The organism is Plantactinospora sp. CNZ321 (assembly GCF_004217235.1).
On record NZ_SHKQ01000001.1, the window covers coordinates 68,609 to 89,034 of the forward strand.

Consider the following 20,426-nt stretch of genomic DNA (forward strand, 5'->3'; position numbering starts at 1 on the left):
TCATGGCTCGATCACCACTCTCACCATGATCACGCCTGCGCGTTCGCCAGGGCATTGCGGAGCAGGCGAGCGTCGCCGATCAGCGACGGCAGCCGGCCGACCAGGTTGCGGACGGTGCGCACCGCGAAGGCGTTCACGGTGGTCACCTCGACCCGGGACAGCCGCGTCGCGTCGCCGTCGAGGAGCAGCGCCAGGTGCTCCCGCAACGTGCCGGCGAGCGCGGTGGTGTAGGTGGTGAGCGGCACCCGGCTGTCAGGCGAGCGGGTGAGCAGGTGTTTGACCCGGTGCAGCGCCACCACCGTCTTGCCGGTGCCGGGTCCACCGGTCACCCGCGCCGGGCCCTTATACGAGGCGCGGTAGGCGACCCGGCGCTGCGATGGGTCCGGGAACACCCGCCACGCTGATCCGGATGGTCCGCATCCGCGCGTCCCGGGCGTTGTTCACCGACTCCAGGTGCAGGCCCTTCTCGGCGTGCAACTCGGCGATGCCGAGCTGCTGAAACTTCGCCATCGCCTTGCGTACTCCGGCTTTCACCGGCTTTTCGAGTACGTCGTAGCTATCCCGGAAGCTGTTCGCGAAGGCGGGTTGCGGCACGGGCGGACCTCCAACGTGGTCAGTCGATCGCGGCCGGTGACACCTTACCGGCCGCGATCGACATGCTTTCATCGGTCCGAGTTGTCCACCTGCGCCTGTCCATAGAACCAGCCGAGCTGCTCGATCAACCCGTTACGGGTCTCGGGGTCGACGAGAACCCTTAACGGGAAGCCGGGACGCAGCGCCAGCTTCGCGGCGGCGATCTCCACCCCTGGCGCCTTGTTGAGCCGCCGCCGGAACTCCTCCCGCAGGGCCATGTCGTCGAACGGCGTCCGCATGCTCAGGTGCTGGAACACCACCTCGAACTTGCCGCTCGGATAGATCGTCGCTGGCCAGATGTTGCCGAGCTCGTGGTCCCTGCCCCGGGCGAGGAGGAAGCAGGAGGTCTCGCCACCGCCGCCGAAGCCGACCGCCCCGCCGCCCCTGGTCCACGCCTCGATCACCGCCATGGTGGCTTCGGCAGTCTCCGGGCCTTGCAGCTCCGTCAGCTGCTCGACGAACCGGATATTCCGCCCGGGACGCGGCCGGGGTAGCTCCTCCGGTGCCATGCCGATCAACTGGGCCAGTTCCTCGGTGACGATGCGCTGCTCCTGGCTGGCCCGCTCGGACCGGTCGAACTCCACACCCTCGGCGCGGAGCAGGTCGCGGGGGTCGTCGGTACGGTCCGGATCGGGCCAGCGGAAGCCGGCCGAGACGGTGCCTTCGACCTGGAGTACCCGGTGCGCGTTCGGCGCCGGGTGGCTGGCGAGCCGGGCGCCGATCGCGACCGGGTGGCTGCCGATCAGTGCGGCCAGGTCGCCGTAGGTGGTCCAGGACCCGGCCGGCAGCTCGGCGAGCGCCCGGTTCATCACGTCCCAGGCCACGTCCGACCTGGTGTCCGCCGCTTCCCCGGTAGGGCCGGGCCAGATGGAGACGATGCGTTCGGCGAGAACGTCCGCTCGGGCGTGAATTTCCGGACGTCCCCAGCGCTCCCGCTCGGCGATCTCCCGGCTCAGCGCGATCCCGCTCTTCGCCAGCTTGACCCGCTTCACCGCGAACGAACTGTTGCCCAGCTCGGAGTTGTAGCCGGTGAGGGTCAGGTTTCCCAGCGTGTGGAGCAGGGCCTCGTGCGCCTCGGCGACGTTCTCGTCCGGCTTCAGATCCGCGCCGAGCATCTGCCGCCACTCGGCGGTAGGGGTCTGCGGCAACACGTGCTCGATCGTCAGCGAGTCCAGCGCCACCGGCTCCTTGCTGCCGTACGACTCCTCCAGCCACTGAAGCACCAGCTTGCGCTGGTGCGGGCGGCCGTTGAGGTAGTACGGCATCGACCGGACGGCGGAGCGCAGGGTGGAATCGGTGGCGTAGTACTTGCGGCCGACCGACAGGTAGGCCCGGACCGCCTCGTCGACCGGCAGTTCCTGGCTCATCTCGGTGACCACCGAGAGCAGGATGCGGTTGATGTTGGCGGTGGCCCGGCCGATGAGCAGGCGCCGGACGAAGAAGCTCTCCACGTACAGCATCGCGGAGGCGACCTGCTCGGCGGTCGCCGTCCCCTCGGCTCGGCGGTCGAGCAGGTGCAGCAGGAGCGGGTAGACGGTGGTCGTGCCCCAGGCGCTGAGCCGTTCGAGTCTGCGCCGTACGCCTGGATCGCTCTCCTCGGTTGGGTGCAGGATGATCCGGAGAATCGCGCCGAGCCGGCTGAACCGCTGTACCTCGGCCTCGATCTGCTCCTCCGAGCGCATGCTGTTCAACCGGTCCCGCTGCCCGGCGTAGATGTCGGTCTGCTTCACCCGGGCGTCCCGCTGCACAAGGTCGAGCCAGAAGAGCAGCTCAAGCTCGGCGGAGCTGAGCTGCTTCTGCAGCGGTAGCCACAGCGACTGGTAGACGGCTTCGCCCCGGGTGGGTAGTCGCATGAAGAGGTAGTTGCGCAGCAGGTCGGCCTGGGTGAGCTTGAGCCCGGTGTTGTTGAGTGATTCGAAGATCCGGTAGACGTTGTCGCCCTGTTGGGCGGTGACCGAGACCAGCGCCAGTCCGGAGATGACCGCGTCCTCGATACGCTCGATGTCCAAAGGGTCGTCCGGGTCGTCGGCGGCGGCAAGCTGGGCGGCGAAGAACCGGTACGCCGCGCCGACCGGGTCGCTGCCGCCCACCTGCGGGGTCGAGTCGAGACAGGCGAGGTACGCCGCCCGGTCGGCCTGGGTGGGCAGGATCTTCAACCGGTGCTGCCCCGGCTCCCATTTGTTGATCAGGAATTGCTCGTCGAGCCGCTCCCGGTGCCTGGGGCTCTCGTGCTGGGCACGGTGGTCCCGGATGGCACAGAGCAGAATGGAGAGGGTGGTGAGCCGCTGCTGGCCGTCGACCACGAGGAACTCGGAGACGCCTGCGGGACCGTTGGCGGGGCTGGGCGCCAGCACCAGCGAGCCGATGAAGTGCGTGGCTCCCTTGTCCTCGGTGCGATCCTCGGTCAGCTTGAGGACGTCCTCCCAGAGCCGTTCGAGCTGGGTCGTCTTCCACGAGTACGTACGTTGGTACAGCGGCACCTGATACTGCTTCGTACCCTCCAGCAACTCCCGCAGAGTCGTCTCGCGTGCCGCAACCATTAATTGATCTCCGATCTCCTGTGGACAGACGCCGCTCGGCCGACAGCAAGACAATCAAGCGACCTGCCGGCCGGCAACGTACGTCAGGACGGCAGGCACGGCGAATGGTGGAGGTGCGGTAGCCGGTTGAGGCAGAGAGGGTCTGGCACATCGGCGAGAATGCGGAGTACGGGATCGGTGAAACGTACGGTTCAATCCTTCGGCCTCGACGGCGAGGCTCATGCTTCGAGCACCACTGTCAGCAGGATAATGCCGGCCAGCCCGAGCGCAGCGAAGACAAGCGCGGCGAGGAGCAGGCGACGAGCGAGCACGGGTTGGTCGCCCGCCAGGTAGGTGGAGATGCCGAAGGTGCCGCCGACCACACTCGACGCCATCGGAATCACCGTCGCGGGCGTGACATCACCCGAGAGGATCAAGAATCCGGAGACAACGGCGAAGAAGATCGCTACGTTCGCGAGGGTGTTGCGAAGCAGCCGGAGGGAATTCTCGCGCAGTGCCGCGACCTCCTGCTGATACCCCTCGTGCGGTTCCTGTCCTGCCTCGGAGGCTCGTCGCCATACGTTATGGCGCGGGTGCCTTGAGCTCATGGCGGCACGGTAGCAACGCCGAGCATTAGCGGCAGCCCAGTCGACCGGGGGACCTTTCACCGGGACTAATGGACGGCGAGCCGTTCCAGTAGGGCGGTGCTGCGCGCCAGCACTGCCCGCTCCTCAGTCGTGAGTTCGGCGTCGATGGCCTGCGCGAGCCAACCGGCCCGGCGGCCGCGCTCCGCTTCGAGCGCGGCCCGGCCCGCGTCCGAGAGCTCGACCAGCGACTTGCGGCGGTCCGTGGGGTGCGCCCGGCGCGTGATCAGATCCTGGTCTATGAGCAGCCCGACCGTCCGGGCCATCGACTGGGGGCGTACCCGCTGATCGGCGGCGAGGTCGCTGGTGGTCATGGCGCCGTCGCGGTCGAGGGCACCGAGCACGGCGATCTGGCCGAGCGGGATGAGGTCCTCGTGTTTCACCCGTCGGGTCAGCTTGCCCATCGCGGTGCGCAGTTCAGCGGCGATGGCGGCGGCTTCCGAGCTGGGCATAGGGCACCTTACCCGATGGCCAGCGGAGCTGTGCAGCCGACCTGTACAGCAAGGCTGAACAGCATTGCTGTAGATTCCGGGTTGTCGGGCCCAGCGCCAGCGTTGTCGCAGCCGGGGCCACGGCACACGACAACGGAAGGACTCCTATGTCCGCGAAGGCAGTCGGAACCGTCAACGCCACCATCGAGACCGTCACCGCCCGCCGGATCATCGACAGCCGGGGCAACCCCACGGTCGAGGTCGACGTCCTCCTGGCGGACGGGTCCCTGGGGCGCGCGGCTGTCCCCTCCGGCGCCTCCACCGGCGCCCGGGAGGCCGTGGAGCTGCGCGACGGCGACTCGACGCGCTGGCACGGCAAGGGCGTCGACCGCGCGGTGGCCCACGTCAACGGGGAGATCGCGGCGTCCGTGCGGGGCCGGGACGCGGCGGACCAGGCGGGTCTCGACGCCGCGCTGGTCGCCCTGGACGGCACCGCCACGAAGTCCCGGCTCGGCGCCAACGCGATCCTCGGCGCCTCCCTCGCCACCGCCAAGGCCGCCGCGGCAGCCCACCGCCAGCCCCTCTACCGCTACCTCGGCGGCGCCGACGCCCACCTCCTGCCGCTGCCGATGATGAACATCGTCAACGGCGGCGCCCACGCCGACAATCCGCTCGACTTCCAGGAGTTCATGATCGCGCCGGTCGGCGCGGAGACCTTCGCCGAAGCCGTACGAATGGGCAGCGAGGTCTTCCACACCCTGCGCCGCGACCTGCTGGCCGCCGGGCACTCCACCGGCGTCGGCGACGAGGGCGGCTTCGCGCCCGCGCTGCGTACCGCCGAGGAGGCGCTCGACTTCGTGATGACCGCCATCGAGCGCACCGGCTACCGCGCCGGCCAGGACATCGGCCTGGTCATGGACCCGGCGTCGTCGGAGTTCTTCCACGACGGGGTCTACGACTACGCGGGTGAGGGAGTGCGCCGCACCCCCTCCGAGCACGCCGACTACCTGGTCAAGCTCATCGACGGCTACCCGGTCGTCTCCATCGAGGACCCGATGGCGGAGAACGACCTGGACGGCTGGCGCGAGCTGACCGCCCGGGTCGGCGACCGCTGCCAGCTCACCGGCGACGACGTGTTCTGCACCAACGAGACGCTGCTGCGCGAGGGCATCCGCACCGGCGTCGGCAACTCGATCCTGGTCAAGGTCAATCAGATCGGGACCCTGACCGAGGCGCTGGCCACGGTGACCACGGCCCACGAGGCGGGCTGGACGGTCGTCATGTCGCACCGCTCGGGCGAGACGGAGGACACCACCATCGCGGATCTGGCGGTGGCGACCGGCTGCGGTCAGATCAAGACCGGCTCGCTCTCCCGCTCCGACCGCACGGCGAAATACAACCAACTGATCCGGATCGAAGAGGAGTTGGGCGACTCGGCGCGCTTCGCGGGCCGCTCCGCACTGCGTCGAGCGTGAACGGCAGGCAGCGGTAGAGATTACGCGGCCCCCCGATCACGATCGGGGGGCCGCTCGCGTGCCGGATGCGCCGCCGACGCCATCAGGTGCCCGGGCCGCTGGAGGCCCGACGCCCGCCACCGAACCGAATTCCACCATGTACGTCTCGCGCCTGCACCACCGCGCCGCTGATGTCGCCCGAGACCGAGTTGACCACGCCACCCTCAGCTGCGGTGACGGCGGCATTCACCCGGGCCCAGCGGATGCGGAACTCCTGCCCGAAAGCGCGGTCCGTCGGCAGGTTGCCGCTGAGCACCGCCCACCGCTCCCCCGGCCGCACGTAAACGAACGCCCCGTCGCACCGCGAGGTCTCGACAGCCTCGGGTACGTCTTGCGCCCCCGCCCACCGCTGCCGCTGAACGGGTACGTCTTCGTACGCGCGCCTACCAGATCACCAACTCGAAGTCCTTCCCCGACCCGGTGGCGGTGCTGTCCGTGGGGCGCATCTGGCGCGCCGAGGACGTCGAGCGCTGGATCAGGGAGCACCGCCCCGACCTCCAGGACTCGGAGGCCTAGCGGTTGGACAACTCATTGCTGCTCGCCGACGCCTCGCTGGCGACGCGAGCGCGATGGAAACAAGCCATGGCGTCCCACCTGCCACTCTGACGCCGGTTCGGGCAGGATACCGAGGCCAAGACCAACCTCGTGGCGCTGAAGTCAGGCAGACGGCGGTGGCGAGTTCGCTTTTGGGCGCCTGGTTCGGACCGCTTGCTGCCTCGCTGTGTCGGCTTCAACGTCGACCCGCCACCAACCTATGGACGCGGCAGCACGTGTCGGCGCGGCCATACAACTCTGTCGAGGACAGCGCGGCGACGTTGGATGATCAACTCGGCCAGGACCTACCAATACATCCAACCCCACCACCGCGCCGCACCCGAGCCGGCTTGGCGGGCAGCCGCAGTGCCCCGACTCGAGCTTGACATTGTCGCATTCTATGACTCAGGCTGTTGATACAAAGCTTGCGACATTCGGAGGTAGAGGCATGCGACAGTCAGCTCAGACGGACCCGAAGCGGTGGCTGGCCGGGGTGTGGTTGGAGCGGCACGGCCTGACCGACGTCGAGCCGACCCCGCTGATCGCGACGCGGTTGGCGGTGCGGCGGCGGGCCAGGGTCACCGACAGCCTGCTGCTGGCTGGATTCATCGTCGGCGCGGCACTCACCCACGTGTCGGTGCGGACCAGCGACGTCACCTCCTCCTGGCTGCCGATGCTGGTGCTGGTGGCGCTGGTGGTCGGGTTGCTGGTGGCGCAGTGGCTGCTCGGCTGGTGGGTGCGGCACGCCGACCGGCGGGCCGGCGCGCGACTGTCCCGGCGGGTCGCCCACCCGGTCCAGCTCGGCTGGTCGGCGGTGCTGGGTCGGCCGTACGCCGTCTTCACGGTCGCCAGCTTCACCGCCGCCCTGGTGCTCGCGGTGAGTGCGCTCGCGGTTCCCGATCCCGGCCTGCGGCGCGGGGCGACCGTCGTCCTGATCGGACTCACCGGCGCCGCCGTCGGCATCGTGCTGCAACTGCGCAACGTGCTGGCGAGCCCGGCCGTGGCCGACGACGAGGCGTCGCTCACCGCCGATGTGATCATGCGGGTCGAGGACGCCCGCGCCCTCGTCACCCCCAGCCTGGTCTGGACGCTGCCGGCAATTTTCCTGTACGGGGAATCGTTCGGCTGGTGGAACGTCGCCTCGATCGGGCTCGTGGTGGTGGGCGGCATCGCGTACTGCCTGATCCACTACCGGAGCACGGGTGTGGGGACGGCCGCTCGGCGTGCCATGGTCACCGGATGATCGTCATCGACACGGGCTCGCCGACTCCGCCGTACGAGCAGCTCCGGGCCCAGCTCGCGAGGCAGATTCAGGATCGCACGCTCGCCGTCGGGACGAGACTGCCGACGATCCGGCGGCTCGCGGCCGACCTCGGCCTCGCCGTGAACACCGTCGGGCGGGCGTACCGGGAGTTGGAGGAGGCCGGGCTGATCGAGACCCGTGGCCGGGCCGGTTCGTTCGTCTCGGCCGCCGGCGAGAAGGCTCTCGAACAGGCTCGCCGCGCCGCCCACGACTACGCGGCGGTCGTCACCAGCATCGGCATCGATCCCGGCGAGGCGATCCGGATCGTCGAGGCGGCACTCGGCCGGCCCGCGACACCCTGAGTCCGGCGACACCCGGAGTCACGCGGCACCCTCCTGAGTCACGCGACGCCATCCTGAGTCACGCGACTTCCGGAGAGTCAGTCGAGCTGTCCGCGGTACCAGGCGATTTTGTCCTGGAGGTGGGCGTACTGGTGGCGCAGCAGCTCCATCCGCTCCTCCACCTCCCGGGAGTGCTCCTCCAGCAGGGCGAGACGTTCCGCCAGGGTGATCTCGCCCTGCCGGGCGAGTTCGGCGTACCGGCGCAGCTGGGCGATCGGCATCCCGGTGTCCCGCAGGCACCGCAGGACGTCCAGCCAGCCCAGGTCGTCGTCGGTGAAGACCCGGCGACCGCCGGACGTACGCCCGATCTCACTGAGCAGGCCGATCCGTTCGTAGTAGCGCAGGGTGTCGAGGCTGAACCCGGTGCGTTGCGCCGCCGCCGAGGGGGTGTAGGTATCCACGCGCGGCAGCATAGGCGCCTTGACCTGGAGCGCGCTCCAGCTTGCACAGTGATGTCATGAAACGACTTCTTGGCCGGAGTGGCATCGAGATCAGTGCACTGGGTGCGGGCTGCTGGGCGATCGGTGGCCCGTACGGCGACAGCGCCAACCAGTACGGGTGGGGCGGCTCGCGCGACGACGACGAGTCGATCCGGGCCCTGCACCGGGCCCGGGAGCTCGGCATCACGTTTTTCGACACCGCCAGCAGTTACGGCGCCGGGCACAGCGAGAAACTCATCGGCTCGGCCTTCCACGGCGTACGCGACGAGGTGGTCATCGCCACCAAGTGGGGCTTCACCTTCGACGAGGAGCGCCGCCTCGCCCTGGGCACCGACGACAGCCTGGAGTTCGTCCGCGCCTGCCTGGAGGGTTCGCTGCGCCGGCTGCGGACCGACTACGTCGACCTCTACCAGCTTCACCTGGGCGACCTGCCCGTTGCGCGGGCGCTGGAGATGATCGCCGTCCTCGACGACCTCGTCACCGAGGGCAGGATCCGGTCCTACGGCTGGAGCACGGACGACCCCGCCCGAGCCGCCGCCTTCGCCGAGGCCGGCGCCGGCTGTACGGCGATCCAGCACGACCTGTCGGTGCTCAGCGGCTCCGCAGAGCTGCTCGCGGTCTGCGAGAAGTTCGATCTGGCCAGCATCAACCGTGGCCCGCTGGCGATGGGGCTGCTGTCGGGCAAGTACCACGACGGGCGGCAGGTGCCCGGCGACGACGTACGCAGCCAGGCCCTGCCCTGGATGCGCTACTTCCGCGACGGTGTGGGCGCGCCCGAGTGGCTCGCGGCGATCGACGCGATCCGCGAGGTGCTCACCTCCGGCGGCCGAACCCTGGCCCAGGGGGCGCTGGCCTGGCTGTGGGCGCGCAGCCCGGCCACGGTGCCGATCCCTGGATTCCGCACCGTGGAGCAGGTGGAGGAGAACGCCGCCGCGATGTCCTTCGGGCCGCTGACCACGGCAGACATGGCCCAGATCGATAAGATCATGACCACCGTCACGACGGCCGACTAGCGACGCCGGAGAGGCGGCGCGACAGCGCTTGAGAAGCGGTCCGGCGATCGCCTCTCAAGCCCGGGCCACCGGAGACACGATCTCCCCGAAAGGCTTCCGGGTACGTCCGCCGGTGCGGAGGGCCGTCCTTCCCTCCACACCGGTTCCGCCAGCGTCAGCCGGCGGCCTCGGCACCTCCCACGGTGGCACCGAGGACGAGGGAGCGGCGGCGCTGGTGGACGGTGAGGTAGCGCAGCCCGTCCGGGCCGGCGACGAACCGGCGCCGGGAGCGGCGGGGCAACCAGACCAGCGCCCCGGGTCGAAGGTCGAGCGTGTCGAGCTCGGTGCCGAGCTGGCCCGACCCGGCGAGGACGACGAGGAGTACGTCCAGATCCGGGCCGGCGTGCCCGTCGATGTCGCCGCCGGGCGGCAGCGCGACGATGTTGGAGTCGAGGTCCCGCTCGCTCATCGGCAGTTTCCAGATCGCTCCGGCGGCGTCCGGGTCGCCGCTGGCGGCGACCGTCGCGGTGTCGCAGAGGATGCGCGGCAGCGGGGTCGACGCGAGTTTGCTGATCCGGATCCGCCAGACCTGCGGCCCCTTGTCGAGGTAGTCCCAGCCGTAGCCCCCGGGGTGGTCGATGTCGAACTCGTCACGCAGGTGGCGGGGATTGTGGTTGTTGATCAGCACGAAGGACTCACCGACGGCGAGGGCGTCGTAGGTCCGGAAGATGGTCGGGTGCTTGTCCGGCTTGGGCAGGCCACGCACGTCGAGTTCCTGGTCGGGCATCGCGGTTCCTCTCGTCGGACCCCTATTTATACAAGTACCGGTTGTGTAAACTCAAGTCGTGACCTATGTGATCGCGCTCCCCTGCGTGGACGTGCTCGACCGGGCGTGCGTGCAGGAATGCCCGGTGGACTGCATCTACGAGGGCGCCCGCAGCCTCTACATCCAGCCGGACGAGTGCGTCGACTGCGGCGCCTGCGAGCCGGTCTGCCCGGTCGAGGCGATCTACTACGACGCCGACCTGCCCGACGCGTGGCAGATCCACGAGCCGGACAACGAGCGGTTCTTCACCGAAACCCTGCCCGGCCGGGCCGCGCCGCTGGGCTCGCCCGGCGGTGCGGCCCGGCTCGGCCCGCTCGGCGTCGACACGGCGTTGGTGGCCGCCCTGCCACCGCAGACCTCGTGAACCGGCCGCCCCCGGGCCGCCGCGCCGACGTGCTGGCCGTGCTCCGCACCTCACCGCTGCCGTTGAGCATCACCGACATCGCCGAGCGGCTCGGCGTACACCCGAACACGGTGCGATTCCATCTCGACACCCTTGCCGGGACCGGGCAGGTGGAGCGGGTTCACGCCGCCCCGGCCGGTCCCGGCCGCCCGGCGCTGCTGTTCCGGATTCGGCCCGGGATGGATCCGACCGGACCGCGCAACTACCGCCTACTGGCGGGGATTCTGGCCGGCAGCGTCGCCAGCGATCCCGCCGCGCTGGGCAGGGCGACCGAAGCCGGGCGTGCCTGGGGCCGGCAGCTCGCGGAGTCGGCGGCCAGATCGACGGAATCGTCAGCCAGGTCGGCGGAATCACCAGCCGAATCGGCGGCCAGGTCGGCGGCGGAGTCGTCAGCCGCGTCGGCGGCCAGGTCGGCGGAGTCGTCAGCCGGGTCGTCAGCCGACACCGAGGAGCAGGCGGTCGACCGGCTGGTGGAGTTGCTCGGCGAGCTCGGTTTCGCGCCGGAGCGACGGTCCATGGGCGACGTCCGGCAGATCGGGTTGCGGCACTGCCCGTTCCTCGATCTCGTGCATACCCAGGCTCAGGTCATCTGTCAGGTGCATCTGGCGCTGATGCAGGGTGCGTTGACCGGCACCGGCGCCTCGGCCACGGTCGAGCGGCTCGAACCCTTCGCCGAACCGGATCTGTGCCTGGCACACCTCGGCACGGCGGGCGGCACGTCGTGACCGGTAACCTGCCGCAGCCGCGCACCGGCGCGGAAAGGATCTGTCACCTGCCGCAGCCGTGCGTCGGCGTGGGAAGGGAGTAATCATGAGCCTGGCTGCGGCGATCGCCACCGCCGTGACGTTCGTCTGGCTCGGCATGGTGCTGGCGATCTCCTTCCTGGAGGCGCCGCTGAAGTTCCGGGCCCCCGGGGTCACCCTGCCGATCGGGCTCGGCATCGGCCGACTGGTCTTCCGGGCGCTCAACGCCGCCGAGATCGTCCTCGGGGTGCTGCTGGTGGCCGCGATCGTGGCCGCCGACACGACAACCGGCGGTGCCGTCGCGGTCGCGGTGGTCGTCGCGGCGCTGGTGGTGCAGCTCGCCGTGGTACGACCCCGGCTGACCCGCCGGTCGGACCGGATCCTCGCCGGTGCGGAAGCGCCCCGCTCGCGCGGGCACTACGCCTATGTTGTGCTGGAGGTGGTCAAGGTCGCCGCCCTGATCACCACCGGCACGCTGTTGCTGTCGGCCTGAGCACCATGTCGGAAGGTAGTGTGATGCAGTCGATCTCCCTGACCACCCTGGTGGACGAGCAGTTGGCCACAGCGCGGGAGAGCAGCAGCGGCCGGAGCGCCCGTACGGTGCACGGCGGGCACGAGCACAGTCTGCGGCAGACCCTGCTGGCGCTCGCCGCCGGGCACAGTCTCGGCGACCACGACAGCCCCGGCGAGGCGACGCTGCAGGTGCTGCGCGGCCGGGTACGTCTCACCACCGCCGCCGACACCTGGGAGGGATCCGCCGGTGACCACCTGGTCATTCCGGCCGAGCGGCACGGCCTGACCGCGCTCGACGACTCGGCCGTCCTGCTCACGGTGGCGACGACGCTCGGCTCCTAACCGGTCGACCCCTGAACCCGCGAGTTCAGCCACGAGCCGAGGATGGGGACCGGCTATCCGCCAGCCCCCATCCTCGGCCTTGTCGATTCTCCGGCTCCCCGAACCGGAGCCGCATCCCTGGCTGAGCGCCTTACGAAGCGCCCCTTACTCAGCGTCCCTGGCTAGGCGACGCAGCTGATCGGCGACGGCACCGTCGGGGTACCGGTGGTGGTGGCCTGGAAGCCGACCGTGACGCTGCCACTGGCCGGGATCGTGGCACCGAAGCCGGTGCCGGTGGCCGTCGCCTGGGCGCCCGTCTGCGAGACGGTCACGCCCCAACTGTTGTAGACGCTCTCACCTCCGGTGAAGGTCCACCCCGCGGTCCAGCCGTTGATCGTGGCACCGGTGTTGTTCCGCACGACCAGGTCGACCTGGACGTTGCCGGGCCAGGCGTTGGTGATGACGTAGTCGACCTCGCACGACGAGCTGGTACCCGACGAACGGTAGGCGGCGATGGTGCTCGCCCACGCGCCCAGCACCCGGCTGTTGTCGCGGGCCCCGGTGATGCCGGTGGTCCAGCCGCTGACCGTCACGTTCGGGTTCGAGAAGTACGGGATCCGCGTACAGCTGGTGCACCCGTTGGTGGCGTTGGCGTACGACATCACGGTGCGGAGGTTGTCCGCGACGCTGAGGTGCGCGAACGCGTCGGAGTCACACGGGTTCGATCCGACGTTGTCCGGGTCGTGGTTGGCACACAGGTTGTGCCCGAGTTCGTGCGGGAAGGAGAGGTTGCCTACCGCGCAACCTCCGTCGATCAGCGAGTACGCGTCGACCTCCGACGGGTTGCTGCTGGTCGGGAAGCGGCCGAGACCGCAGACCGAGGTCGCGTCGGTGATCACCGCGACCAGGTCGGCGCCGTTGGCGTCGCGGGCCGTGTGGAGGTTGTCCACGATCCCGTCGGTCTTGCTGCGGATCGCCGTGAAGTAGGGCGAGTCGTCAACGGTGCCGTCGGTGGCGTTCCGCGTGTAGTTCAGATCGAGGCTGTTGGTCAGCGTCAGTTGCAGGTCGATCTGGGAGTTGGCGTACGTCATGTTGCTGACGTTGATCATCTCGATGATCTCGTCCTCGACGGCGGCGACGCTGCCGAACGTCGCCTGCGCGTGCTCGTCGAAGGCGACCATGACGTCGATCACCGTCGTCGCCATGGTGCCCGTGCCGGACGGACCCGCCGGTGAGGGTGCGCCGGTGGCCTTTCGGGTCTCACCCGGGTGACCGTCTTCGGCCGGATACGTCCGGCCATCCTCGAACACCAGGTGCCGGCCGCCACCGAGCGGCTCGATGCCGTACCTGGTGGAGCCCTTCCAGAGCGCCCCGTGCAGGTTCCCGTCGACGACGGTGAACAGTGCCGCGCCCTCCGCGCCGCCGGCCGAGTACGTGCTGGAGGACCTGCCGTTGGTCCCGACGCCCCGACTCAGCGCCACGGTCGTCTCCAGGGCGATGTCGGTGTCGTCGAAGAGTTCGAGGGCCACCGACTCGGCGGCCAGCGACGGGTTGAGCGTCTCGGTGTCGATGTCGACGGTCCGCACCCGCTTGGCGGAACGCACGATCTCCGCGAGGTACGGAGACAGCGCGGCAGCCCTCGCCGAGCTTGCCGAATCGGTGAACTCGATGCTCGCCGATGTCCCGGCGTCGGGCTCCCTCCAACGGGTGGCGGTTGACGTCGACGGCAGCGTCGGGACCGCTGCCGCGCCCGAACCGCCGGCTGGGTCGGTCGGTGCGGCGGCAGCCGGTGTGCCCAGACCGACCAGACCGCCCCCGATCAGGACCGTTCCGGCCAGCGCTACGAGCATTCTCTTTGGCCTGTACACCTGTACTGTTCCCCCTGCTTCCGCTCGGGGTGGCAAGAGGGCGTCACATCGGATCACGCCTGGACCGCCCAACCACCTGAGACGTTGACGGCCACCAATGTGCCGGGCCAGGCTTGCAGGAATCTTGTAGGTCTCTAAATCCGCTGCCCGGAGTGGGCGGGCCGCAACGGCGACCCGGTGCGGAGGGGGCGTCCTTCCCTCCGCACCGGGTTTCCGCCGGTGTCAACTGGCGGCGCTGGTGGGCCGCCGCCGTTGACTGGCAGCACGGGCGGCACCTTCCCCGGACCGGATCCGGCGCCGTGGAAGCCGGATCCGGTCCGACGACCCGACAACGAACCAGTCCGTGGCAGCCGATGCTCAACCGCCCGCAGGCGGTCGTCGGTCCGGCGGCGGTCCGCGACCGACCGAGACAGTTGCCGAAAAGTTCCGGTAATCTCCCCGTCGGCATGCCGTACCACTATTAATACCCATCGAAGCCGCTCGACACAAGACCTGTAGACGCCAGGTGTGAGACCACCTCAGCTCCCGGAAGATGACCGGAAGTTCCGGTGGGCCGGGACCTACGGTGGCCATGGCCAGGGGGCGACGGCCGGGCCGCGAGCTACAGCCGGCAGGCGTGGATGTTGGTGACCAGGATCGCCCGGGCGCCCACGTCGTACAGCTCGTCCATGATCCGGTGTACGTCCCGGCGCTGCACCATCGCCTGCACCGCCACCCAGCCCTCCCGGTGCAGCGGCGAGATGGTCGGCGACTCGATGCCCGGGGTGAGCGCGCTCGCCTTCTCCAGCAGGTCGGCCCGGACGTCGTAGGCGAGCATCACGTAGCGGCGGGCGACCAGTACCCCCTGCAGGCGCCGGACGAGCTGGTCCACCTGTCCGTTGGCCGGGGCTTCGGTCCGGCGGATCAGCACGGCCGACGAGTGCAGGATCGGCTCACCGATGATCACCAGGCCGGCCTGCCGCAGCGTGGCGCCGGTCTCCACGACGTCCGCGACGACGTCGGCCACGCCGAGGCGTACGGCGTTCTCGACCGCACCGTCGAGCCGGATCACCGTCGCGCGCAGCTGGTGGTCGGTGAGGTAACCCTCGACCACTCCGGGGTAGGCGGTGGCGATGCGCCGGCCGTCGATCTGATCGACCGTCGAGACGGTCTCCGGCCGGGCGGCGAACCGGAACGTCGCCGCACCGAAACCGAGGTCGAGCATCTCCTCGGCCGGGCTGGCGGAGTCGACCAGGAGGTCCCGGCCGGTGATGCCGAGGTCGAGGTCGCCGGAGCCGACGTAGGTGGCGATGTCCTTGGGACGGAGGTAGAAGAACTCGACGCCGTTGGCGTCGTCCCGGCAGGTCAGGTCGCGGTCGTCGGGGCGCTGGCGGTAGCCCGCCTCGGACAGCATCTGGGCGGCGGGTCCGGACAGGGTGCCTTTGTTGGGAAGGGCGATGCGCAGCATCGGATGTGCTCCTCGCGGTCAGGGATCGGAATCGGGCTGACGGACGCGTCCGTTGGGTGGATCCGGTGCGGTGGACCGGAGGGGACGCGGCGGGGCACTACAGATGTCGGTAGACGTCCTTGAGCTCCAGACCTGTGGCGAGCATCAGCACCTGCGCCTGGTAGAGCAACTGGGAGATCTCCTCGGCGGCCCGTTCCGGGCCCTCGTGCTCGGCAGCCATCCACGCCTCGGCCGCCTCCTCGACGACCTTCTTGCCGATCGCGTGCACGCCGCGCTCCAGCGCGGCCACCGTCGCCGAGCCGGGTGTGCCGGCTGCGGCCTTGGCCTGCAACTCGGCGAACAGCTCCTCGAACGTCTTCACGGAATCCGATTCTCGCAGCCGGTTGGCACCGGCCGGGCCGCCGGGTCGGCCGGCTGCCCACCAGGTGGACCGCCGGCCGGTTCAGCGCACTGTCACGGTGTGGTTGTCGAGGAACTGCTCGGTCCCGTCGGCCAGGGAGATCGCGTACGCGGTCAGGGTGTACCGGCCCGGCGGCAGCGCGACGGCGACCCTCGCCTCCCCCTGGGCCGGCCCGGCGACGGAGAGCGTGACCACCTGCTCGCGCACGGTACGCGTACCCTCCTGGATCCGGAGCTGGGCGGTCGCCTCGGCCAGGATCCCCGCGACGTGCACCTCGAAGCTGCCGCCGACCTCGTCGCCGTGCTGCGGCGAGATCAGCCAGACCGGGGCGAGCACCTCCATCGCCGGGGCCCGGCGCAGCACCCCCGAGGTGTCGACCCGGCCCCAGAGCCGGTCCACCGGTGCGCCGTCGAGCCGCAGCCGCAGCCCGGAGACCCCGGGCACCGCGGTGACGGTCCAGACCAACTGTTGCACGGCCAGCCGCGCCACCGGCGCGGACACCTCGTTGCGGGCCGCCCCGGCCAGGTCGACGGTGGCGATGCCGTCGCGGACGGTCACGGTGCGCAGGTCGGTCCCTTCCGGCCACGGGTTGCGGTAGTCCGGATCCATCCCGACCGGCCCGTCCAGCAGGTTCCGCAGCGCGGCGGTGACCCGGTCCCGGGACGAGCCGTCGTGCAGCCACAGCCGGTGGTACTCGCGGTAGAGCCGGGGTCGGCCCGGGTCGCCGCCGAGGTAGTAGACCGGCAGGCCGGCGCTGCCCGCGGTGGTGCCGGGTGCCGGCGTACCCGTGCCGGTGCCGACCGACGGGGTGACGGCGTCGCCGGGCGGGGTCGGACCGGGCTGGATCCCGTCCGGTGCCGGTGACCCGTTCGCGGACCGCTCGACGCCGACCGCGCCCGGCGGTGGCTCGGCCCGGTCCGACGGTGTCGGGACGACCGTGCCGACCAGCCCGACCAGCACGGCCGCGACGCTCAGCGTGGCGACCGTCACCGCACCGGCCGCGAGCGGCGGCCAGCCGCCCCACCGACCCCGGGCGCCCCGGGGCGCCGACCAGCGCGGTCCCGGCCACCAGCGCCGGGCGCCGCCCCGGTCACCGGCCAGGATCCGCCGCTGGATGCCGGGCAGCGCGTCCGGTCCCGGCTCGATCCGGTCGGCCTCGGCCTCGAGTACCCGGCGCAGCAGGTCCTCGTCCCGGTTCCCCCGCTCCTCCGCTCCCGCCGCCGATCCGGACGCCGCTGCCGACATCCGCGCCGCTGCCGACATCCGCGCCGACGCGGACGTCGACGCCGACGGTGGGTCCGCAGGTGTGTCCGGTCGCCATTGCTCGTTCATCGCTCCGCCCCCATGGTCTGCTTCAGCGCGGACAGTCCCCGCGAGGTGTGGCTCTTCACCGCACCCCGGCTGACGCCCATCAGGTCGGCGGTCTCCGCCTCGGAGAGGTCGAGGTAGTAGCGCAGCACCAGTGCCTCCCGTTGCCGGGTGGGCAGGGTACGCAGCGCCGCCATCACCGCGTCGTGCCGGAGCAGGTCGAGTGCGCCGGCCTCCGCGCTCGGCGCGTCCGCCGCCGGTCCTACCCCGGCCAGGTACGCCGTCACCACCCGGCGGTGCCGCAGCGCCGACCGGCACCGGTTCAGCACGCTGGTCCGCAGGTAGCCGAGGGCCCGGTCGGCGTCCCGCAGCCGGGACCAGTGCCCGTGCAGCGCGACGTAACCGTCCTGCACGATCTCCTCGGCCGCGCCCTGGTCGTGCAGGAGCAGCGTGGCGAGTCGCACCAGCGGGCGGTAGTGCGCGGCGAAGAGGCTGGTGATCGCCTCGTCCGCCGACCACTGTGGTGGTCCCGGTCGTGTCATCGTCCTCCCGCCGGGCGGGTCGGAGACCAGTTGGGTCGTCACGCCAGGATGACGCGCGACTGTCCGTTGCGGTTTACCGCCCGTTCCGGTTTACCCGCCACGCCGGTCCGACACCACTCGACAGGCCGCTGACAGGCCGATATGTCGATCTGACCGATGGGACCATCTATGGATCTTCGTCGAAGTGTGCCTATGCTGTCGGCCATGGCTCGCCGATCTCTGCCGGTCGCGCTCACGACCGCCACCCTTGTTCTCGCGGCCCTCGTCGGCTGCGCGCCCCAGAACCTACCCACCCCGGGCCCGGCACAGCCCGCCTGTACCAAGGCGGAACTGAAGACCCGTACGCCGGGCAAGCTGACCATCGCCACCGACGACCCGGCGTACGCGCCCTGGTTCGCCGACAACCTGCCCGCCAACGGCAAGGGCTTCGAGTCGGCGGTCGCGTACGAGGTCGCCGAACAGCTCGGCTTCGCCCGGATCGACGTGCAGTGGGTTCGGGTCAAGTTCGAGACCGCGATCGCGCCCGGGCCGAAGGAGTTCGACTTCGACATCAACCAGTTCTCCATCACCGACGAGCGCAAGCAGGCGGTCGACTTCACCTCGCCGTACTACCTGGCCCGGCAGGCGGTCGTCGCCGGGAAGGGCTCCAAGATCGCTGGGAAGACCCGGCTGGCCGACCTGCGGGGTGCCAAGCTCGGCGCGCAGGTGGGCACCACCAGCTACCAGGCGATCACCGACGTGATCAAGCCGACGGTCAAGCCACAGGTCTACAACACCAACGACGACGCGAAGAAGGCGCTGCAGAACGGCCAGATCGACGGCATCGTGGTGGATCTGCCCACCGCCTTCCACATCACCTCGGCCGAGGTCAAGGACGCCACCATCGTCGGGCAGTTGCCGCAGGTCGGGCTCCCGGAGGCCTTCGGCCTGCTGCTCGACAAGGGCTCGCCGCTGACCGGCTGCGTGAGCGGCGCGGTCGACGCGTTGCGCGGCAACGGCACGCTGGCGGACCTGGAGAAGACCTGGCTCTCCGAGGTGGCCGGTGTAGCCGACATCACGTGAGTCTGACCGACCACCACCCCTCACCGATCGCCCGCCAGCGGGCCGCCTACCGGAAACGGCAGACGGTCCGCTCGGTGCTGGTCGCCGCCGCCTCGACCGGAGTACTCGGCACCCTGCTGGTGCTCGCGGTGACCGGATCGCCCGGCTGGGTGCGGGTACGCGAGTCCTTCCTCGACCCACGCATCGCCCGGGCAGCCCTGCCGGAGATCCTCACCGGACTCTGGCTCAACGTCCGGCTGCTGTTCTTCTGCGCCCTCGGTGCGCTCGCCCTCGGCCTGGTGGTGGCGCTGCTGCGTACGCTGCGCGGGCCGGTCTTCTTCCCGGTCCGGGCGCTGGCCGCCGGCTACACCTACACGTTCCGCGGGCTGCCGCTGATCATCGTGATCTATGTGCTCACCCTCGGCGTTCCCGGGCTGCGGTTGCGGGGCATGCCGTCGGTGCTGGTGCTCGGCGGGACCGCGCTGGTGCTCACCTACGCCGGCTACCTGGCCGAGGTGTTCCGGGCCGGCATCGAGTCGATCCATCCGAGCCAGCTCGCGGCCGCCCGGTCGCTCGGGCTCACCTACCGGCAGACGATGCGGCACGTGGTGCTGCCGCAGGCGGTCCGCCGGGTCGCCCCGCCGCTGCTCAACGACGTGGTGGCGCTCCAGAAGGACGTCGGGCTGGTCTCGCTGGCCGGGCCGATCGACGCGGTACGCGCCGCCCAGATCGCCACCGCCGAGACTTTCAACTTCACGCCGTACATTGTCGCGGGGGTGCTCTTCGTGCTGCTCGCCGTTCCGCTGATCGCGGTCACCGACTGGGTGACCCTGCGCGCCGCCCGCCGGCAGGCCGCCCGATGACACCCCCGGTGCTGCGCTGCCGGGGGCTGCGCAAGGTCTTCGGCGGACACGTCGTCCTCGACGATCTCGATCTGGACGTGACCGAGCACGAGGTGGTGGCGCTGATCGGCGCCTCCGGCTCCGGCAAGTCCACCCTGCTGCGCTGCGTGAACCTGCTGGAGGAGATCGACGACGGCACCATCGAACTGGACGGCGAACACATCACCGACCCGCGCACCGACCCCGACCTGGTACGCCGACGGATCGGCATCGTCTTCCAGGCGTACAACCTCTTTCCGCACCTGCGGGTGCTGGACAACGTCACGCTGGCGCCGGTCCGGGTGCACCGGCGGGACCGGGCGGAGGCCGAGGCGCAGGCCCGGGAGCTGCTCGCCCGGGTCGGGCTGGCCGAGAAGGCGGCGGACTATCCCGACCGGCTCTCCGGTGGGCAGCAGCAGCGGGTGGCGATCGTCCGGGCCCTGGTCAACTCGCCCCGGCTCCTCCTGCTCGACGAGGTGACCTCGGCGCTGGACCCGGAACTCGTCGGCGAGGTGCTGGCGATGATCCGGGACCTGAAGGCGGACGGCATGACCATGGTGCTGGCCACCCACGAGATGGGCTTCGCCCGCGAGGTCGCCGACCGGGTCTGCTTCCTGGACGGCGGGCGGGTGATCGAGGAGGGGCCGCCGGAGCAGGTGCTCGGCGAGCCGACCCAGCCCCGTACCCGGCAGTTCCTCCGCCGGATCATCGAGGCGGGCCGGCTCCAGGTCGGCTGAGGGAACCGGCGGTTGTCGGTGGCAATAACGCGACAGATCCGCTCT

General features: G+C 70.4%; 24 protein-coding genes. 11 read left to right on the plus strand and 13 right to left on the minus strand.

Annotated elements, in window-relative coordinates; all coding sequences use genetic code 11:
- Positions 1-29 precede the first annotated feature (29 nt).
- From EV371_RS33665 to EV371_RS00275, 5 genes are all read right to left on the minus strand, one after another.
- Positions 30-329: a UvrD-helicase domain-containing protein gene (locus EV371_RS33665; protein WP_486484419.1), complete on the minus strand. Its 300-nt coding sequence runs from the start codon at positions 327-329 to the stop codon at positions 30-32.
- A gap of 13 nt (positions 330-342) precedes the next feature.
- On the minus strand, positions 343-510 hold the full coding sequence (locus EV371_RS33670; RefSeq protein WP_207230367.1) for a hypothetical protein: 168 nt from the start codon (positions 508-510) through the stop codon (positions 343-345).
- A 152-nt stretch (positions 511-662) separates the two neighbouring features.
- The gene (locus EV371_RS00265) at positions 663-3,173 is read right to left on the minus strand and encodes a GmrSD restriction endonuclease domain-containing protein (protein WP_130460252.1); all 2,511 of its coding nucleotides are present in this window, start codon (positions 3,171-3,173) and stop codon (positions 663-665) included.
- A 218-nt stretch (positions 3,174-3,391) separates the two neighbouring features.
- Positions 3,392-3,760 (minus strand): hypothetical protein, encoded by a 369-nt coding sequence (locus EV371_RS00270; protein WP_130460253.1) that lies wholly within the window; start codon positions 3,758-3,760, stop codon positions 3,392-3,394.
- Positions 3,761-3,825: 65 nt separating this feature from the next.
- Positions 3,826-4,248, minus strand: coding sequence for a MarR family transcriptional regulator (locus EV371_RS00275; protein ID WP_130460254.1), 423 nt, complete (start codon positions 4,246-4,248; stop codon positions 3,826-3,828).
- 146 nt (positions 4,249-4,394) lie between these two features.
- Between EV371_RS00275 and eno the strand changes: the two genes are divergently transcribed.
- Positions 4,395-5,702 carry a phosphopyruvate hydratase gene (gene eno / locus EV371_RS00280; RefSeq protein ID WP_130460255.1) on the plus strand — a complete coding sequence of 436 codons (1,308 nt, stop codon included), beginning with the start codon at positions 4,395-4,397 and terminating at the stop codon, positions 5,700-5,702.
- 82 nt (positions 5,703-5,784) lie between these two features.
- Here eno and EV371_RS00285 read toward each other — a convergent pair whose 3' ends face one another.
- Positions 5,785-5,997: a hypothetical protein gene (locus tag EV371_RS00285; RefSeq protein ID WP_130460256.1), complete on the minus strand. Its 213-nt coding sequence runs from the start codon at positions 5,995-5,997 to the stop codon at positions 5,785-5,787.
- Positions 5,998-6,723: 726 nt separating this feature from the next.
- On the opposite strand from EV371_RS00285, the gene EV371_RS00290 reads away from it, so the two are divergent.
- Together EV371_RS00290 and EV371_RS00295 are read left to right on the plus strand one after the other, a co-directional pair.
- Positions 6,724-7,518 carry a hypothetical protein gene (locus tag EV371_RS00290; RefSeq protein WP_130460257.1) on the plus strand — a complete coding sequence of 265 codons (795 nt, stop codon included), beginning with the start codon at positions 6,724-6,726 and terminating at the stop codon, positions 7,516-7,518.
- Positions 7,515-7,880: a GntR family transcriptional regulator gene (locus EV371_RS00295; protein ID WP_130460258.1), complete on the plus strand. Its 366-nt coding sequence runs from the start codon at positions 7,515-7,517 to the stop codon at positions 7,878-7,880. Before EV371_RS00290 ends, EV371_RS00295 begins: the two co-directional genes overlap by 4 nt.
- 77 nt (positions 7,881-7,957) lie before the next feature.
- Here EV371_RS00295 and EV371_RS00300 read toward each other — a convergent pair whose 3' ends face one another.
- On the minus strand, positions 7,958-8,320 hold the full coding sequence (locus EV371_RS00300) for a MerR family transcriptional regulator (RefSeq protein WP_130460259.1): 363 nt from the start codon (positions 8,318-8,320) through the stop codon (positions 7,958-7,960).
- A gap of 56 nt (positions 8,321-8,376) precedes the next feature.
- Here EV371_RS00300 and EV371_RS00305 point away from each other — a divergent pair, with 56 nt between their 5' ends.
- The gene (locus EV371_RS00305) at positions 8,377-9,372 is read left to right on the plus strand and encodes an aldo/keto reductase (RefSeq protein WP_130460260.1); all 996 of its coding nucleotides are present in this window, start codon (positions 8,377-8,379) and stop codon (positions 9,370-9,372) included.
- A 154-nt stretch (positions 9,373-9,526) separates the two neighbouring features.
- Here the strand turns inward: EV371_RS00305 and EV371_RS00310 are convergent, their stop codons facing one another.
- The gene (locus EV371_RS00310) at positions 9,527-10,138 is read right to left on the minus strand and encodes a DUF2249 domain-containing protein (RefSeq protein ID WP_130460261.1); all 612 of its coding nucleotides are present in this window, start codon (positions 10,136-10,138) and stop codon (positions 9,527-9,529) included.
- A gap of 58 nt (positions 10,139-10,196) precedes the next feature.
- Between EV371_RS00310 and fdxA the strand changes: the two genes are divergently transcribed.
- The 4 genes from fdxA to EV371_RS00330 all read left to right on the plus strand — a co-directional run bounded on the left by fdxA (position 10,197) and on the right by EV371_RS00330 (position 12,178).
- On the plus strand, positions 10,197-10,541 hold the full coding sequence (gene fdxA, locus EV371_RS00315) for a ferredoxin (RefSeq protein ID WP_130460262.1): 345 nt from the start codon (positions 10,197-10,199) through the stop codon (positions 10,539-10,541).
- On the plus strand, positions 10,538-11,305 hold the full coding sequence (locus EV371_RS00320; protein WP_130460263.1) for a helix-turn-helix domain-containing protein: 768 nt from the start codon (positions 10,538-10,540) through the stop codon (positions 11,303-11,305). Before fdxA ends, EV371_RS00320 begins: the two co-directional genes overlap by 4 nt.
- Positions 11,306-11,390: 85 nt before the next feature.
- Positions 11,391-11,816, plus strand: coding sequence for a hypothetical protein (locus EV371_RS00325; protein WP_130460264.1), 426 nt, complete (start codon positions 11,391-11,393; stop codon positions 11,814-11,816).
- A 23-nt stretch (positions 11,817-11,839) separates the two neighbouring features.
- On the plus strand, positions 11,840-12,178 hold the full coding sequence (locus EV371_RS00330; RefSeq protein ID WP_130460265.1) for a cupin domain-containing protein: 339 nt from the start codon (positions 11,840-11,842) through the stop codon (positions 12,176-12,178).
- A gap of 161 nt (positions 12,179-12,339) precedes the next feature.
- Here the strand turns inward: EV371_RS00330 and EV371_RS00335 are convergent, their stop codons facing one another.
- The 5 genes from EV371_RS00335 to EV371_RS00355 form a co-directional block, all read right to left on the minus strand.
- Positions 12,340-13,761: a cellulose binding domain-containing protein gene (locus EV371_RS00335; protein ID WP_130460266.1), complete on the minus strand. Its 1,422-nt coding sequence runs from the start codon at positions 13,759-13,761 to the stop codon at positions 12,340-12,342.
- Positions 13,762-14,626: 865 nt separating this feature from the next.
- The gene (hisG, locus tag EV371_RS00340; RefSeq protein ID WP_130460267.1) at positions 14,627-15,472 is read right to left on the minus strand and encodes an ATP phosphoribosyltransferase; all 846 of its coding nucleotides are present in this window, start codon (positions 15,470-15,472) and stop codon (positions 14,627-14,629) included.
- A 97-nt stretch (positions 15,473-15,569) separates the two neighbouring features.
- Positions 15,570-15,833 (minus strand): phosphoribosyl-ATP diphosphatase, encoded by a 264-nt coding sequence (locus EV371_RS00345; protein WP_101366712.1) that lies wholly within the window; start codon positions 15,831-15,833, stop codon positions 15,570-15,572.
- An 81-nt stretch (positions 15,834-15,914) separates the two neighbouring features.
- Positions 15,915-17,117: a GerMN domain-containing protein gene (locus EV371_RS00350; RefSeq protein ID WP_165436569.1), complete on the minus strand. Its 1,203-nt coding sequence runs from the start codon at positions 17,115-17,117 to the stop codon at positions 15,915-15,917.
- An 83-nt stretch (positions 17,118-17,200) separates the two neighbouring features.
- Complete coding sequence (locus tag EV371_RS00355) at positions 17,201-17,764, minus strand: SigE family RNA polymerase sigma factor (RefSeq protein WP_207230368.1); 564 nt, start codon at positions 17,762-17,764, stop codon at positions 17,201-17,203.
- Positions 17,765-17,926: 162 nt separating this feature from the next.
- Between EV371_RS00355 and EV371_RS00360 the strand changes: the two genes are divergently transcribed.
- The 3 genes from EV371_RS00360 to EV371_RS00370 are packed head-to-tail and all read left to right on the plus strand — an operon-like array spanning position 17,927 to position 20,381.
- Entirely contained in the window at positions 17,927-18,784 is an 858-nt protein-coding gene (locus tag EV371_RS00360; RefSeq protein WP_130460269.1) for an ABC transporter substrate-binding protein, read from the plus strand.
- A 2-nt stretch (positions 18,785-18,786) separates the two neighbouring features.
- Entirely contained in the window at positions 18,787-19,626 is an 840-nt protein-coding gene (locus EV371_RS00365) for an ABC transporter permease subunit (protein WP_130465543.1), read from the plus strand.
- Positions 19,623-20,381 carry an ATP-binding cassette domain-containing protein gene (locus EV371_RS00370; RefSeq protein WP_130460270.1) on the plus strand — a complete coding sequence of 253 codons (759 nt, stop codon included), beginning with the start codon at positions 19,623-19,625 and terminating at the stop codon, positions 20,379-20,381. Before EV371_RS00365 ends, EV371_RS00370 begins: the two co-directional genes overlap by 4 nt.
- Positions 20,382-20,426 lie beyond the last annotated feature (45 nt).

What these genes read in the sequence shown, in the direction of transcription:
- EV371_RS33670 (WP_207230367.1), bottom strand. Translation starts at nt 510, where the DNA reads ATGGCGAAGTTTCAGCAGCTCGGCATCGCCGAGTTGCACGCCGAGAAG.
- EV371_RS00265 (WP_130460252.1), bottom strand. Translation starts at nt 3,173, where the DNA reads ATGGTTGCGGCACGCGAGACGACTCTGCGGGAGTTGCTGGAGGGTACG.
- EV371_RS00270 (WP_130460253.1), bottom strand. Translation starts at nt 3,760, where the DNA reads ATGAGCTCAAGGCACCCGCGCCATAACGTATGGCGACGAGCCTCCGAG.
- EV371_RS00275 (WP_130460254.1), bottom strand. Translation starts at nt 4,248, where the DNA reads ATGCCCAGCTCGGAAGCCGCCGCCATCGCCGCTGAACTGCGCACCGCG.
- eno (WP_130460255.1), top strand. Translation starts at nt 4,395, where the DNA reads ATGTCCGCGAAGGCAGTCGGAACCGTCAACGCCACCATCGAGACCGTC.
- EV371_RS00290 (WP_130460257.1), top strand. Translation starts at nt 6,724, where the DNA reads ATGCGACAGTCAGCTCAGACGGACCCGAAGCGGTGGCTGGCCGGGGTG.
- EV371_RS00295 (WP_130460258.1), top strand. Translation starts at nt 7,515, where the DNA reads ATGATCGTCATCGACACGGGCTCGCCGACTCCGCCGTACGAGCAGCTC.
- EV371_RS00305 (WP_130460260.1), top strand. Translation starts at nt 8,377, where the DNA reads ATGAAACGACTTCTTGGCCGGAGTGGCATCGAGATCAGTGCACTGGGT.
- EV371_RS00310 (WP_130460261.1), bottom strand. Translation starts at nt 10,138, where the DNA reads ATGCCCGACCAGGAACTCGACGTGCGTGGCCTGCCCAAGCCGGACAAG.
- EV371_RS00325 (WP_130460264.1), top strand. Translation starts at nt 11,391, where the DNA reads ATGAGCCTGGCTGCGGCGATCGCCACCGCCGTGACGTTCGTCTGGCTC.
- EV371_RS00330 (WP_130460265.1), top strand. Translation starts at nt 11,840, where the DNA reads ATGCAGTCGATCTCCCTGACCACCCTGGTGGACGAGCAGTTGGCCACA.
- hisG (WP_130460267.1), bottom strand. Translation starts at nt 15,472, where the DNA reads ATGCTGCGCATCGCCCTTCCCAACAAAGGCACCCTGTCCGGACCCGCC.
- EV371_RS00350 (WP_165436569.1), bottom strand. Translation starts at nt 17,117, where the DNA reads ATGTCGGCAGCGGCGTCCGGATCGGCGGCGGGAGCGGAGGAGCGGGGG.
- EV371_RS00360 (WP_130460269.1), top strand. Translation starts at nt 17,927, where the DNA reads ATGGCTCGCCGATCTCTGCCGGTCGCGCTCACGACCGCCACCCTTGTT.
- EV371_RS00370 (WP_130460270.1), top strand. Translation starts at nt 19,623, where the DNA reads ATGACACCCCCGGTGCTGCGCTGCCGGGGGCTGCGCAAGGTCTTCGGC.